We start from the raw sequence: 14625 nt of genomic DNA on the forward strand, positions 1-14625 counted from the left end.
ACAGAATTTCTTGACGACCATAGAGCATTGGAACCACCTGATCCCATCCCGAACTCAGCAGTGAAACGATGCATCGCCGATGGTAGTGTGGGGTTTCCCCATGTGAGAGTAGGTCATCGTCAAGATTCATTTCGCAAAACCCCTATCTGCGCGAGCAGGTAGGGGTTTTGTCTTTGTGCGCTTATCGCCCCGATTCGGCGCTTTGACGCTGCAACCAAAGGTCTTTTGTCTGTATCCTCCTATCTGCACGGTCGATAGAGTGCGACAATATTTCTCGCAAAATAACGTGACTTGTTCGCGCTTAAGCTGCGTCAAGACTTAAGTTCGGGGCAATCCTGGCCCCCGAACCGAGCGATGCCAGCGTACCGTGCTGCGCATTTCTGGACTTTTACCGTCCGATCACTTGAGGTTACAAGCAAGATGGCCAAGGCCGCCGATGTCGTTGTGCAATGCCTGGAAAACGAAGGTGTCGAGTATGTGTTCGGCATTCCCGGTGAGGAAAACCTCGACCTGCTGGAATCCCTGCGCAAGTCGAAGATCAAGCTGGTACTGACCCGCCACGAGCAGTCCGCGGGCTTCATGGCTGCCACCTATGGCCGCCTGACCGGCAAGACCGGCGTCAGTCTGTCGACCCTGGGCCCTGGCGCCACCAACCTGGTAACCGCCAGTGCATACGCCTACCTGGGCGGCATGCCGATGATGATGATCACCGGCCAGAAGCCGATCAAGAAGTCCAAGCAAGGCCGCTTCCAGATCATTGACGTGTGCGGCATGATGGACCCCATCACCAAGTACACCCACCAGTTCGCCTCGGCCGACAACATCCCGGCGCGCATGCGCGAAGCCTTCCGCCTGGCTGAAGAAGAGAAGCCGGGTGCGGTGCACCTGGAGCTGCCGGAAGACATCGCCGCCGAGCAGACCGACGCCCTGCCGATCCCGCGCAGCCTGCACCGTCGCCCGCTGGCCGAGCACGTGGCCATCGAAGCCGCCGTCGAGAAACTGCAGAAGGCCCGCAGCCCGATCCTGGTGATCGGCGCCGGCGCCAACCGCAAGATGACCGCCAAGGTCCTCAAGCAACTGATCGACAACACCGGCATCCCGTTCATCACCACCCAGATGGGTAAAGGCGTGGTCGACGAGCGCCATCCGCGCTTCCTCGGCAACGCCGCGCTGTCCTCCGGTGACTTCGTCCACCGCGCCATCGAAGCGGCCGACCTGATCATCAACATCGGCCACGACGTGATCGAGAAGCCACCGTTCTTCATGGTCCGTGGTGGCACCGAAGTCATCCACATCAGCTTCCGCTCCGCTGAAGTCGATGCCGTATATTTCCCGCAGGTCGAAGTGATCGGCGACATCGCCAACGCTGTGTGGCAGATCGGCGAAGCGCTGACCGACACCTCGCACTGGGACTTCACCCGCCTGCTGGCCATCCGCGAGGCCAACGAAGTACAGATCGCCGAAGGCGCCGACGACGACCGTTTCCCGGTCTACCCGCAGCGCATGGTCGCCGACATCCGTCGCGTGCTGCCGTCCGAAGGCATCGTCGCCCTGGACAACGGCATCTACAAGATCTGGTTCGCCCGCAACTACAAGGCGCACAAACCCAACACCGTGCTGCTCGACAACGCCCTGGCGACCATGGGCGCCGGCCTGCCATCGGCCATGGCGGCGCACCTGGTGTACCCGGATCGCCCGGTCATCTCCGTGTGCGGCGACGGCGGCTTCATGATGAACAGCCAGGAGCTGGAAACCGCAGTCCGTCTGGGCATGCACATCACCGTGGTGATCCTGCGTGACGACGGCTACGGCATGATTCGCTGGAAGCAGGCCAACATGGGCTTCACCGATTTCGGCCTGGACTACGGCAACCCGGACTTCGTCAAATACGCCGAAGCCTACGGTGCCAATGGCCACCGTGTCGAAAGCGCCGACGCCTTGCTGCCGCTGCTCGAGCACTGCATCAAGACCCCAGGTGTGCACGTGATCGACTGCCCGGTCGATTACAGCGAGAACGACCGCATCCTCAACAGCGAGCTGCGTGAGCGCGCGCTGGCAGTGTAAGGTCTGATCGCCGGCAAGGCGGCTCCCAGGAGCCGCCTTGCCGGCGATGCTTTTGTGCTAGGGTGCAGGCAAATCTGCCTTCCAGGACACCCGCCCATGCTCCCCGCCCTCAGCGACAAAGAACTCCATCGCCTAGAAGACCTGCTGATCACTTACGGCAACGACTACTCGGTGCTCAACCTGGCCGAACTCAACGGCTTCTTTACCGCTCTCGCCAGTTCCCCGACTCGTGTCAATCCCGAGCAATGGCTGCCCGCCGTGGCCGGTGGCAAGGTCCCCAAGTTCAAGAAACCAGCCCATGAAGAGGCCTATACGGCGCTGATGCTGCGCTATGCCCATCAGGTCGGCGAAGCTCTGGCCGACGATCTTGAACACTTCGAGCCGTTGTTCGAACAGAGTGAAGTCGAAGAAGGGCCGGCGGTGATCATGGAAGAGTGGTGCTTCGGCTATATGCGCGGTACCCAGGTAGCCGCTTGGGCTGAGCTGCCCCCAGAGCAGGACCGATTGCTCAAGACCATTTCCCTGCATGGTCTGGAAGATAACTTCGAACTGCTCGATGCCATGAGTTTCGACGAACTGCAGGCGTGTGTGCCGCAGGTGGTCGAAGCGGTGCGCGAGTTGTACCGCTACCAGAAACAGCGCCACTGAATCGCAGCCGCCTCATCGACGGCAAACGGTTAGCACGTCATTTGCGGGCGATTGTTTCGCACCGCGAAATTATGGATTGCTAGCGACGCTGATTCTCCTGTCAGCCGAATCGGCGCAGCATGGCTCCTGACCCGCACCAGCCCGGTGCCGCCCAGGAGCCTGCGACCATGATCAAACTCTACAACTTCCCCAAGTCCGGCCATGCTCACCGCATCGACCTGATGTTGTCCTTGCTCGACCTGCCCGCCGAGCGGGTGTTCGTCGACCTGGCCAAAGGCGCCCACAAGACGCCGGAGTTCCTGGCCATGAACCCCTTTGGCCAGGTCCCTGTGCTGGACGACAACGGCACTATCATTGCCGACTCCAACGCCATCCTTGTCTACCTGGCCAGCACTTACGACACACGGGGCCAGTGGCTGCCGCGTGATCCGCTCGGTGCCGCTCGTGTGCAGCGCTGGCTGTCGGTCGCCGCTGGCCTGTTGGCCTTCGGCCCGGCCGCGGCTCGCTTGAACACGGTGTTCGGCGCTTCGTTCAACAGCGACGAAGTGATCAACCGAGCCCATACGCTGCTCAAGGTCATGGACGCGGAACTGGGCAAGACGCCGTTCCTGGTCGGCAATGAGCCGACCATCGCCGATATCGCCAACTATTCCTACATCGCCCATGCCCCCGAAGGTAACGTTTCGCTCGATGCCTACCCCCACGTGCGCGCCTGGCTGAACCGCATCGAAGCGCTGCCGGGGTTCATCGGCATGCCTCGCACTGCCGTGGGTCTGGAGACCCGCGCCTGAGCCATTCTCCCCAGTGAGGTATACGGCCATGCAGCAGATTCCCACCTCTACTCAGTCGCCTTGGCACACCGGCGAAAAACGTCTCCAGGAGCGCGCCGGCGTTGCCGAGCGCATGGAGGCGTTCGGGCAGAAGGTCATCCGTGACCATATGCCCGACCAGCACCGTACCTTCTTCCAGCAATTGCCATTCATGGTCGCCGGCACGGTGGATCCCGCCGGCCGACCCTGGGCGACCTTGCTGGAAGGGCCGGAAGGCTTCGTCGAATCGCCAGACCCCCGGCAGTTGCTCATCCATGTCGTGCAAGCCGAGGATGATCCGGCGGCGGCAGGGCTGCTGGCAGGGGAGGCCATCGGCCTGTTGGGTATCGAGTTGCATACCCGCCGGCGCAACCGACTCAATGGGGTGCTGCAGGCTTCGACCGACGGTCTGCTGCAGGTTCAGGTGCAGCAGTCGTTCGGCAACTGTCCCCAGTACATCCAGTTGCGTGACTACGTTCGTGTGGTGCCAACGGCTGGTCTGCGTCAGGACTCGAACACGCTGGATGCTGCGGCGGTAGCCATGATCGAAGGCGCCGATACTTTCTTCGTCGCCAGCTATTTCACCGATGCCAACGGCCAGCGTGCGGTGGATGTCTCCCACCGTGGTGGCCGGCCAGGTTTCGTCCGGGTCGAGGGCAATCGCCTGACCATCCCCGACTACGCTGGCAACCTGCACTTCAACACCTTGGGCAACCTGCTGGAAAACCCCCAGGCCGGCCTGTTGTTCGTGGATTTCCGCAGCGGTGACGTGTTGCAGCTCTCCGGGCGTACCGAGATCATCCTCGACAGCCCAGTGATCCAGGCATTCGAGGGCGCCGAGCGGCTCTGGGTGCTGGAGGTCGAACAGATGGTCAGGCGTCCAGCCGCGCTGTCGCTGCGCTGGACGTTCCATGAATATGCACCCACCAGCTTGCTCACCGGCACCTGGAGCGAAGCCCGGCAGCGCTTGGAACAGCAGCGCCGCGAGCGGCAGTGGCTGAGCTGGAAGGTGGTGCGTATCGAGCAGGAAAGCCAGGACATCCGCTCCTTCCACCTGGCTGCGGACATGCCTGTAGCATTCGTGCCGGGGCAGCACATACCGGTACGCATTGCCGTACCGGGCCAGGCACCGTTGATCCGCACCTACAGCCTGTCGTATGCCCCTTCCGATGGCCAACTGCGCATCAGCGTCAAGGCCCAAGGACCAGCATCGCGCTACCTGCACACGCATATCGGCGTCGGCGATACACTCGATGTGCGCCTGCCCATGGGCAGCTTCACCCTCGACAGCCTCAGCCCCCGACCCTTGGTGCTGATCGGTGCCGGTGTCGGCATCACGCCGCTGATGGCCATGCTGCGCGAACAGCTGGCGAGCACCCCGAGCCGACGTGTTCATCTGTTTCAGGGAGCTCGCAGCCTGGCGGACCTGCCGTTCCAGGGTGAACTTGCCGCCTTGCAGCAGCATGCTGGCGAGCGGTTGCGCCTGCACCGTGCGCTCAGCCAACCGGAAGCAGGGGCTGTCCCGGGGCGCGACTACGAGCACACCGGCCGCCTCGGCATCGAGCAGATCAAGGCGGCTCTGACCCTGGACGATTACGACTTCTACCTGTGCGGACCCGGTGCCTTCACCCAAGATATCTATGAAGGCCTGCGCAGCGTCGGAGTGGCGGATGGACGCATTCACGCCGAGGCGTTCGGCCCGTCCACGCTTCGCCGCCATGGCGACGGCGATCAGCCGGTGTTGCAACAGCCCCCTGCCGCCAGCCAAGCGGTCCCGGTATATTTCGCCCGTTCGGCCAAGGAGGCACGTTGGGCTCCTGAAAGCGGCACCTTGCTCGAATTGGCCGAGGCTCGTGGGCTTTCCCCTGAGTTCAGTTGCCGGGGCGGTTCATGCGGCACCTGTCGGACCAAGGTGGTCAGTGGCCAGGTGCATTACCCAAACCCGCCGGCCGAATTGCCCGATGCCGGCGAAGCACTGATTTGCTGCGCCGTGCCGGCCTCCAGCGAGCAGCCGCTGGTACTGGATATCTGAAACCACCCAAGCGCCTCGGATGAGTGATAATCCATGCACCTTTGATGCCCTGGAGGCGGCATGGACCAGATCCACCTGATGCGAGTGTTCGTGGCAGTCGGTGAACTCGAGAGTTTTGCCGCCGCCGCGCGTCGCCTGGGTATTTCACCGGCTGCGGTCACCCGCGCGGTCGGCGCGCTGGAGGAAAACCTCGGGGTCAAGCTGCTGTTGCGTACCACGCGTAACGTGCGTCTGACCGAAGCGGGCAGCCGCTATCTCGAGGATTCGCGCAATATCCTGGCCAGTGTGCACGAGGCCAACGAGGCAGCCGCCGGCATCAATGCAACGCCGCGCGGCAACCTGGCGGTGACCGCGCCGCTGCTGTTCGGCAAGCAGTTCGTCATGCCCTGCATCGTTCGCTACCTGGCCGCCTACCCTGAGGTGGATGTCTCGGCGTTCTTCCTCGACCGTGTGGTGAACCTGGTAGAGGAGGGTATGGACGTCGCCGTGCGCATCGGCCCATTGCCGGACTCGGGCCTCAAGGCCAAGCAGGTCGGCAAGGTTCGCCGGCTGTTGTGCGCTTCGCCGGACTACCTGGCGCAGTACGGTGCACCCCGTCATCCCAGGGAGCTGACGCAGCACGCCGTGATCGCTGCCAGTGGCGTCAGCCCGGGCCTGGACTGGAAGTTTCGCGAGGGCGAGGGAGTGATGACGGTGAGGATCAAGCCACGGTTGACCGTGTCCAGCAACGATGCGGCGATCGTCGCCGCCTGTGCCGGCGCGGGCATCGCACGTCTGCTGTCCTATCAGGTAGCCGATGAGCTGATGGCCGGACGCCTGTGCACGGTGTTGGAGGATTTCGAAGAGGCGCCCTGGCCGATCCATGTCCTGCATCGTGAAAGCAAGTATGGCTCGACCAAGGTTCGAGCCTTCATCGACCTGCTGGTCGCCTCGCTCGGTCAGTACCGCTACCTGAACTGAACGGCGCTCAACCCGGCTGCTCCGCCAAGGGCTGGTACTGCAGGCGCAGGCCCAGTGTATGGCGTTGCCCGCGCTGGAGCAGGCGCAGCCCTGGGCGTTGGGGCAGGTGATGGGCGTTGATCGGGTGACTGACGGGCTCGAAGCAGAAAAAATCCCGCTGCTCGGGGCAGAACAGCAGGAAATGCTCGGCGCCTTGGGCCGAACAGCTCAAGCGATAGCCGGCGTCAGCCTGCTCGATCAGACACTGTCCTGACCAGCCACTGAAGGCATGGTCCACGACTGCTGTCGGCAAGGGCCGCAGGCGCTCGAAACGCCACTGCTGCGGCACGGCTTCCTGGCGCTCGGGCAGTTGCCCTGGCTCGCCGATCCACACCGTTTCTGCCGCCGCCTGCAGCCGCGTATGTGCGTTGCGGGGGAAGTACGGGTGCAGGCCCAGGCCGTGCCACATGGGGCGCGTGTCCTGATGGATGACCGTCAGCTGCAGTGTCAGGCAGCCGTCGTGCAAGTCGATGTCCAGCAGCGCTTGATAGGCGAACGGAATCTGGCTGGACAGACCGAGCCGAGCCGATCGCTGAGTCTGACGTTGGACTTCCCAGGCCTGTTGCCAGCCGCTGCCATGGATGGGGTAGGGGTCGTGTGTTGTGTTAGGTGACAGCTGCAACCAGCCATCGGGCGTGGCGATGCCCCCGCCAGCGATGCGGTTGGACCACGGCACCAGCGGATAGCACCCCAGCGCCCGTGGGTTGGCACTGGCCAGCCCATTGGCATCGGTCGGGCGCAGCAAGGGCTGGCCGCTGGCTTTCACCTGCCAGTTGACCAGGCTCGCCCCCAGCGACGGAGCGATGCTCAGGGAGGTGAGCGCGTCCTGCAGGTGTAGCAACGGTGTCGACATGTCAGGTTCCCGTGGTCAGTGGATTCAGGCGGCGCGGCGCCAGGTCAGCAGGACGATGCCGCACACCACCACGGCGCCGCCCAGCAACTGCGACGCGCCCAGATGCTGATCGAGCAAGGCCCAGCCCAACAGCAGGGTCGCGATCGGTTCGATGTTCATCACTGGCGCATTGCGCGCCATGTTCAGGCGCGGCACGCAGACGAACAGCAAGCTGAATGCCACGCCGTACAGCACCACCAAGCTGGCCAGCGCCAACCAGCCGTTGACACTGCCGGGTAGCGCCAGCCCGGCCGGCATGACACCGCTGAGCCCCGCCAACAGCATGCTGACGAACACCACCAGCAAGGTCAGCAGGCTGCGCACCGGGCCACGGACCGCGGCAAGCTTGTGATCAGTGATCCATAGCGCACAGGCGAACACGCAGGCAGCGGTGAAGGCCAGGCTGACGCCCAATTGCCAGTGGTGATCGACCTGACCGGTCTTGCCAAGCTGACCGGGCACATCCAGGGCCAGCACCAGACCGATCAGGATCAGGCTCATGAACAGCACCGTGCGGGTATTCGGGCGAGGCCCGCCGAGCGCCCAGGTCAGCAGCGCCAGGAGCATCGGAAAGGTATTGCCGACCAGCAACGCGAGTGCCACCGGAATGCGCGCCACCGCCGAATACAGGCACAGGCTCTGGGTGGCGATCAATAACCCGAGCAGCAGTTGCCAGCCCCGGGTGCCCGCTGGCAGGCCCAAGGGCTGGCGTTGCCAGAGGACCAGTGCGCTCAACACCAACAGGGTGATGCCCGAACGGCACAGAATCGCCAGAAGCACCCCGGTGTCGTTGTCGAAAGCGATGCGGGCAGCGATATGGTTGCCGGCGAACGAGCAGGCGAGCAAGGCCAGCAGCGCTACCGCCAGCTTGCGCGGCAGCAGCGGTACGGCAGGTGAAGAAACAGCCATGGGCAGAATCCATTCGAAGGCGGGGGCGGGCCGGTGGGCCCGCCATTCACGAGGTCAGAGCAATACGCTCGGCAGCCACAGGGAGATCGCCGGGATGTAGGTCACCGCCAGCAGTACCAGGAACAGCGCCACGTAGAAGGGCAGCAACGCCTTGACCGTCGCTTCGATGCTGACCTTGCCGACCGCCGAACCGACGAACAGCACCGCGCCCACCGGTGGCGTGATCAGGCCGATGCCGAGGTTGACCAGCATGATCATGCCGAACTGCACCGGATCGACGCCGATACCGGTGATCACCGGCATCAGGATCGGCGTCAGGATCAGGATCAGCGGGGCCATGTCCATCACCGTGCCCAGCAGCAGGAGCATGAAGTTGATGCACATCAGGATCACGTAGCGGTTGTCGGACAGGGTCAGGAACGCCGTGGTGATCTTCGAAGGGATCTGCATCAACGTCATGACGTAGCCGAAGCTGGCGGCGAAGCCGATCAGGATCATCACGATCGAGATGGTCCGTACCGTGCGGTGCATCAGCTTGGGCAGGTCACGCCACTTGTAGTCGCGGTAGATGAACATGGTCACGAAGAACGACCAGACCACGGCGATCGCTGCCGACTCGGTCGCGGTGAACACTCCCGAAAGGATACCGCCAAGAATGATCACCATGGCCATCAGGCCCCACAACGCCTCGCCGGCGATCTTCAGCGCCTGACGCAGCGGAATGACCTCGCCCTTGGGGTAGTTGCGGCGCTTGGCGAAGATCAGGCACAGGCCCATCATCACCGCGCTGAGCAGCAGTCCGGGCATGACCCCGGCGATGAACAGCGAGCCGATCGACACCGTGCCGCCAGCGGCCAGGGAATACAGCACCGAGTTATGGCTCGGCGGCGTCAGCAGGGCCTGCACCGAGCCGCTCACCGTCACCGCGGTGGAGAATTCCCGCGGATAGCCCTTGCGCTCCATTTCCGGAATCAATACCGAACCGACCGAGGCAGTGTCGGCCACCGAGGAACCGGAGATGGCGCCGAAGAACGTCGAGGCGGTGATGTTGACCAGGGACAGGCCACCCCGCACGAAGCCTACCAGCACCCCGGCGAAGGCCACCAGGCGCCTGGACATGCCGCCCTCGGCCATGATCGCACCGGCCAGGACGAAGAACGGGATCGCCAGCAGCGAGAATTTGTTAACACCGCTGGCGACCTGAATCATCATGGCCTGCAGCGGAATATCGATCCACCAGGCGCCGATCAGCGCCGACAGGCCCAACGCATACGCCACCGGCATGCCCAGGACGATGAGCAGAATGAAGCTGCCCAACAGAATGAACGCATCCATTTACGCCGCTCCTTCACTTTCTTCAAGGTCGAAGCGCACGACCTTGCGCTGGCTCTGATCGCCGAGAACGAGTTTTTCCAAGACGAAGATCAAGGTCAGCACGCCACCGATGGGAATGGGCGCGTAGCTCACGCCTACCCGCACGCTGGGCAGCGAGGCCATGAACTGCTTCCAGGTGGTGATGCACAGCTTGGTGCCGTAATAGGTCATGAACAGGCACACCCCGACCATCAGCAGCTGCACCAGCAGCGCCGCTGCCCGGCGGGCGCCATCAGGCAGGCGATCGGTGACCATCGCCACCGCCATGTGCGCGCCGGCACGGTAGCTGGCAGCGGCACCGACGAAGGTGAATACCACCATCAGCATGATGGCGACCGGCTCCGGCCAGCTCGAGCCGGTGCCCAGCACGTAACGGGCGAAGATGCCCCAGGGAATGATCAGGGACATGGTCAGCACCGACAGACCGGCTATCCAGATGCAGGCGCTATACAGCGCATCGTTGGTACGCAGAACAATGCTTTTCATCGAACATCACCCAAGCGGCAGATGGCGTGGCCAGGCTGCCGCGGTCGTCTGGAGAGGAAAGGGCGATCAGTTCACCGCGTCGATACGTTTCATCAGGTCGGCGAAGTCCTTGCCATACTGCTCGCGCACCGACGCGGTAGCGTCGTAGAAGGGCTTCTTGTCGACGGTGATGAACTCCACGCCGGCGGCCTTGAGTTTCTCCTCGCTGGCGGCGGTCTTGGCGTCCCACAGCTCGCGCTCTTCCATCTGCGCTTCGCGGGCGACTTTCTTCACCAGAGCCTGTTGCTCGGGGGTGAGGGCGTTCCAGGTGGTCTTGGACATCACCACCGGCTCAGGCAGGATCAGGTGACCGGTGAGGGTGTAGTACTTGGCATTCTGGTAGTGGTTGTGCTCGAGCAGGGTCGGTGGGTTGTTCTCGGCCCCATCGATCACGCCGGTCTGCAGCGCGCTGAAGATTTCCCCGGTGTCCATGGCGATGCCGTTGCCGCCCATGGCATTCATCATGTCGATGAACAGCGGGTTGCCCTGCACGCGGATCTTCATGCCTTTGAGGTCGCCGATGCTGCGCACCGGTTGCTTGGTGTAGAGGTTGCGGGTGCCGCCATCCATCCAGGCCAGCGCCACCAGGTTGAAGTCGGAGTTGGTGATCTTGTCGAGAATCTCCTGGCCGATCTCGCCATCGATGACCTTGCGCATGTGATCGTGGTCACGGAACACGAACGGCATGTTGAACACGTTGACGTCGGGGACCACCGGGCCGACGATGCCGAGGCTGACGCGGGTCATCTGCACGGCACCGATCTGCGCCTGCTCGATCACTTCCTTTTCCGAGCCGAGCACACCGCCGGGAAACATCTTGAAGGTGATTTCGCCGTTGCTGGCGGCTTCGATCTTCTTGCCCATGTTCTGCTCGGCGACCACGGTGGGGTAGCCGGCCGGGTGAATCTCGGCGAACTTGATGTCCAGCGCCGATGCCGGACCGGCAAAGCCAAAGGCGAATGGGAGTACGGCAAGAAGCAGCTTGCGTTTGAAGGTCATGATGAAACTCCGTGGTTGTTATTATCCGGTTTCGCAGATGTAGGTTTCGCAGCTTTGCAACGTGGGTGTCAGGCGCGCCAGGCCGGCTCCTCCAGGCCCTTGACCCCAGGGCGCAGGGCAAACACGCCACCGGCCAGGGGCTGATCCTGAAGGTCGACGCCGGCGGGGCGGATCGAGGTGACGAACAGCGTATCCAGGCCGGGACCGCCGAAAGCGCACATCGAGGGCTTGCGCACCGGTAGGGTGAGCGAACGGTCCAGGCGTCCTTCGGGCGTGAAACGATGGACCTGTCCGGCGTCGTTGGCGCAGATCCAGTAGCAGCCGTCTTCATCCACCGCCGCGCCATCGGGCCGCCCAGGGTAGTCGTGCATGTCGACGAACAGCTTGCGGTTGTGCGCAGTCCCGGTCTCGATGTCGTAGTCGAATGCCCAGATGGTCTGGACGTCGGGGTGCGAGTCGGACAGGTACATGCGGTCGCCCGCGGGGCTGAAGGCCAAGCCGTTGGGCACGATCAGGCCATCCAGTTGCACGTTCAGACGAGCACCGCCCTCGTCCAGCCGATACAGCGCCCCGACCGCAGCGCCCCGTTGCATGTCCAGGAGCATGCTGCCGGCCCAGAAGCGTCCCTGCCGGTCGCAACGGCCGTCGTTCAGGCGCATGCCGGCCTGGCCGTGTTCGGCGCTGGCCAGCCGTTCGCCGAGCAGACGCCCGTCGGCACCTGCTCGCAGGTGGAACACACCGCTCTCCATGCCTGCCAGCCAGCCGTGTTCGGTGCGGGCGATGCAGGCGAGCATTTCATCGGCCTGCCAGTGCTGGTGCTGGCCGTCCTGCCAGCGGTGCAGATGCCCGGCCGGGATGTCGACCCAGTACAGGGCCTGCTCGTGGGCATGCCACACCGGGCTCTCGCCCGTGGCATTGCGCGCATCGACGATCAGTTCGCAGTCCATGATCCTGACTCCCTGGGTTCAGTCGAACGGGCCAGCCGCGACGAAGGCGCCGCCCTGATACACCATGCTCGGATCGTCGGCAGCAGGTGCAGGTTGGGCCTCCACTGCTGTGCGGAAGCGTTCCGAGCTGTCCTTGGGGGTGAAGCCGAGGTGCGCCGCGTAGCGATTGTCCCACCACTGGTCGCGGTTGGCGGAGGCGCCATAGACCACGGTGTGGCCGACAGCAGGGGTGAACAGCGAGCGCTCGATGAGTTGGGTGAGGTCGTCATAGCTCAGCCAGGTGCTGAGCATCCGCCGGTTCTGCGGCTCGGGGAACGAAGAGCCGATGCGGATACTGACGGTCTCGATACCGTAGCGGTCGAAGTAGAAGCTCGCGACGTCTTCGCCATAGCATTTGGACAAGCCGTAGTAGCTGTCCGGTCGGCGCAGGGCGTGGGCGTCGATGACTTCATCCTGGCGGTAGAAGCCGATGGTGTGGTTGGAACTGGCGAACACCACGCGCTTGACGCCGTGCCGGCGTGCCGCCTCGTAGACGTGGAAGACGCCACAGATATTCGGGCCCAGGATGTCCTCGAAGGCATGTTCCGTGGACACGCCGCCGAAGTGCACGATGGCATCTACCCCTTCGACCAGCGCATGCACTGCGGCCTTGTCGGCCAGGTCGCAGAGGATGACTTCTTCATGGGGCCCCGCGGCAGGCGCCATTGGGGCAATGTCGGAGAGGCGCAGGATCTCGGCGCAGCCGCCAAGGCGTTGACGAAGCACCTGGCCCAGGCCGCCTGCGGCTCCAGTGAGCAGCAGGCGTTTGAAGGGAGTTTTGGTCATGGCAGCTCTTTATTGTCTTTTGTTGTAGGTTGTCGTATGACTTTGCTGATTATGGTTCGATAAACCACTGGTCTGTCAATGCGACTTAGGTCGCAACGGGTCGTCAAAGCAGCGACAAGGGGTAGTTGATGATCAGACGGTTCTCGTCGAACTCGTTGTTGCTGAAATCCCGTCGAATCGTCGAGTTGCGCCATTTCAAGCTCAGATCCTTCAACGCGCCGCTCTGGAACACATACGCCAGTTCGGTTTCACGCACCCATTCCTTGCCATCGTCCACTGCAGTGGTGCGCACGTCGCGACCGCTGATGTAACGGTTCATCAGGGTCAGGCCAGGAATGCCCACAGCGACGAAATTGAAGTCGTGGCGCACCTGCCAGGAGCGCTCGTTGGCATTGTCGAAGCTCGAGTTGTAGCTGTCGTTGGCCAGCGTACCGCCGCTGGTGCCGTTGACGCGCATCCAGGTATCGCCGTCGACCTTCTGCAGACCGACCCAGAACGTGTGACCGCCGTAGCGTGCGGAGAACATCCCGGAGTAGGTGTCGTTGTCCAGTGCACCGGCCCGTTCAGCGCCGTCCTCGCCGCCGTGGAAATAACCCAGGTTCGCACCCAGGGTCCAAGCACCTACTGGCTGGCTGTGGCTGAGCTGCAGGTACTGCTGGCTGTACACATCCTTGAGCTGTGCATGCCACAGGCCCAGCAGGGTACGGTCCTGGTTGAACTTGTATTCACCACCGGCGAAATTGAAGCGATCCGAGACCCCACCGCCGTAGCTCATGTCTTCCATGCTGGCATCGTTACGCGGGCTGTTGGCCCGGAACTGCCCGCCATAGAGGGTCAGTCCGGCGATCTCGTTGGAGGTCACCTGGCCGCCACGGAAGGTCTGCGGCAACGAGCGACCATCGTCCGAGCGCAGGATGGGCAACACCGGCATCCATTCGCCGATCTTCAGTTCAGTCTTGGAAATGCGCATCTTGCCCGCCACCGCCAGACGCCCGAAATCGTCGGCAGGGCGCCCGTCATCATGGCGCGGCAGCAGCGCCGTGCCGTAGGTACCACCACCGCCGTCGAGCTTGACCGACCACATGCCCAGCACATCCACGCCGAAGCCGACCGGGCCCTCGGTGAAGCCGGAGCGTGCGTCGAGAATGAAGCTCTGGGTCCACTCTTCGGCCTTGCTCTGTGGGTTGCTGGGGTTGGTGAAATTACGATTGATGTAGAAGTTGCGCAGGTTGAGCCCGACCTTGGCGTCGTCGATGAAGCCGGCAGCGAGGCCACTGGCAGGGAGCGACCCGGCCACACCCGCAGTCAACAGGGCGAGCGGCAGTAGGGGTTGGCGGATGTTCATTGTTGTTGTTCTCCACTGGGGCTGGCAGCCCACTCTTCGCGCAGCCGAGGGTGACCTGCGCTGGAGCGGGATAAAGAAACGCGAGGCCGTCTAGGCCAGAAAAGTCAGGTCTGAGCGAGCGTCAGGTCGCTGTGTTGATGAGGAGGGGAGGCGCGAGCGTGGGGATCGAGTGCGAGCGTGATGTCGACATGGAAGGTGTCCCTGTATTGTTGTTTTTGTTATGTGTTGTCGTACAACTGGGCGTGATTATTAGCAAG

Annotated in this window: 13 protein-coding genes and 1 rRNA gene; 6 read left to right on the top strand and 8 right to left on the bottom strand. The window is 63.2% G+C overall.

What is annotated here, in order from left to right; translation table 11 throughout:
* The first annotated feature begins 9 nt into the window (after positions 1 to 9).
* The 6 genes from rrf (at position 10) to E2H86_RS22320 (ending at position 6513) form a co-directional block, all read left to right on the top strand.
* A 5S ribosomal RNA gene (gene rrf / locus E2H86_RS22295) occupies positions 10 to 125 on the top strand.
* 295 nt (positions 126 to 420) lie between these two features.
* Positions 421 to 2064, top strand: a complete 1644-nt coding sequence (locus E2H86_RS22300; protein WP_133331686.1) for an acetolactate synthase large subunit — start codon at positions 421 to 423, stop codon at positions 2062 to 2064.
* A 96-nt stretch (positions 2065 to 2160) separates the two neighbouring features.
* A complete protein-coding gene (locus tag E2H86_RS22305) occupies positions 2161 to 2712 on the top strand; it encodes a UPF0149 family protein (RefSeq protein ID WP_133331687.1) in 552 nt (183 codons plus the stop codon).
* Positions 2713 to 2879: 167 nt separating this feature from the next.
* Entirely contained in the window at positions 2880 to 3503 is a 624-nt protein-coding gene (locus E2H86_RS22310) for a glutathione S-transferase family protein (protein ID WP_133331688.1), read from the top strand.
* A gap of 28 nt (positions 3504 to 3531) precedes the next feature.
* Complete coding sequence (locus E2H86_RS22315; protein ID WP_133331689.1) at positions 3532 to 5553, top strand: pyridoxamine 5'-phosphate oxidase family protein; 2022 nt, start codon at positions 3532 to 3534, stop codon at positions 5551 to 5553.
* Between the two features lie 60 nt (positions 5554 to 5613).
* Positions 5614 to 6513 (top strand): LysR family transcriptional regulator, encoded by a 900-nt coding sequence (locus E2H86_RS22320; RefSeq protein WP_133331690.1) that lies wholly within the window; start codon positions 5614 to 5616, stop codon positions 6511 to 6513.
* 7 nt (positions 6514 to 6520) lie between these two features.
* Here the strand turns inward: E2H86_RS22320 and E2H86_RS22325 are convergent, their stop codons facing one another.
* From E2H86_RS22325 to E2H86_RS22360, 8 genes are all read right to left on the bottom strand, one after another.
* Entirely contained in the window at positions 6521 to 7405 is an 885-nt protein-coding gene (locus E2H86_RS22325; protein ID WP_133331691.1) for an aldose 1-epimerase, read from the bottom strand.
* 24 nt (positions 7406 to 7429) lie between these two features.
* Positions 7430 to 8353, bottom strand: coding sequence for an EamA family transporter (locus tag E2H86_RS22330; RefSeq protein ID WP_133331692.1), 924 nt, complete (start codon positions 8351 to 8353; stop codon positions 7430 to 7432).
* Between the two features lie 54 nt (positions 8354 to 8407).
* Entirely contained in the window at positions 8408 to 9688 is a 1281-nt protein-coding gene (locus E2H86_RS22335) for a TRAP transporter large permease (RefSeq protein ID WP_133331693.1), read from the bottom strand.
* Positions 9689 to 10213: a TRAP transporter small permease gene (locus tag E2H86_RS22340; protein WP_133331694.1), complete on the bottom strand. Its 525-nt coding sequence runs from the start codon at positions 10211 to 10213 to the stop codon at positions 9689 to 9691.
* A gap of 66 nt (positions 10214 to 10279) precedes the next feature.
* Positions 10280 to 11251 (bottom strand): TRAP transporter substrate-binding protein, encoded by a 972-nt coding sequence (locus tag E2H86_RS22345; RefSeq protein WP_133331695.1) that lies wholly within the window; start codon positions 11249 to 11251, stop codon positions 10280 to 10282.
* 68 nt (positions 11252 to 11319) lie between these two features.
* Complete coding sequence (locus tag E2H86_RS22350) at positions 11320 to 12198, bottom strand: SMP-30/gluconolactonase/LRE family protein (RefSeq protein WP_133331696.1); 879 nt, start codon at positions 12196 to 12198, stop codon at positions 11320 to 11322.
* 18 nt (positions 12199 to 12216) lie between these two features.
* A complete protein-coding gene (locus E2H86_RS22355) occupies positions 12217 to 13023 on the bottom strand; it encodes an NAD-dependent epimerase/dehydratase family protein (RefSeq protein WP_133331697.1) in 807 nt (268 codons plus the stop codon).
* Positions 13024 to 13126: 103 nt separating this feature from the next.
* Positions 13127 to 14368 carry an OprD family porin gene (locus E2H86_RS22360; RefSeq protein ID WP_133331698.1) on the bottom strand — a complete coding sequence of 414 codons (1242 nt, stop codon included), beginning with the start codon at positions 14366 to 14368 and terminating at the stop codon, positions 13127 to 13129.
* Positions 14369 to 14625 lie beyond the last annotated feature (257 nt).

Origin of the sequence: Pseudomonas putida (assembly GCF_004357765.1) — a bacterium.
In the GTDB taxonomy this organism is placed as follows: domain Bacteria; phylum Pseudomonadota; class Gammaproteobacteria; order Pseudomonadales; family Pseudomonadaceae; genus Aquipseudomonas; species Aquipseudomonas putida_U.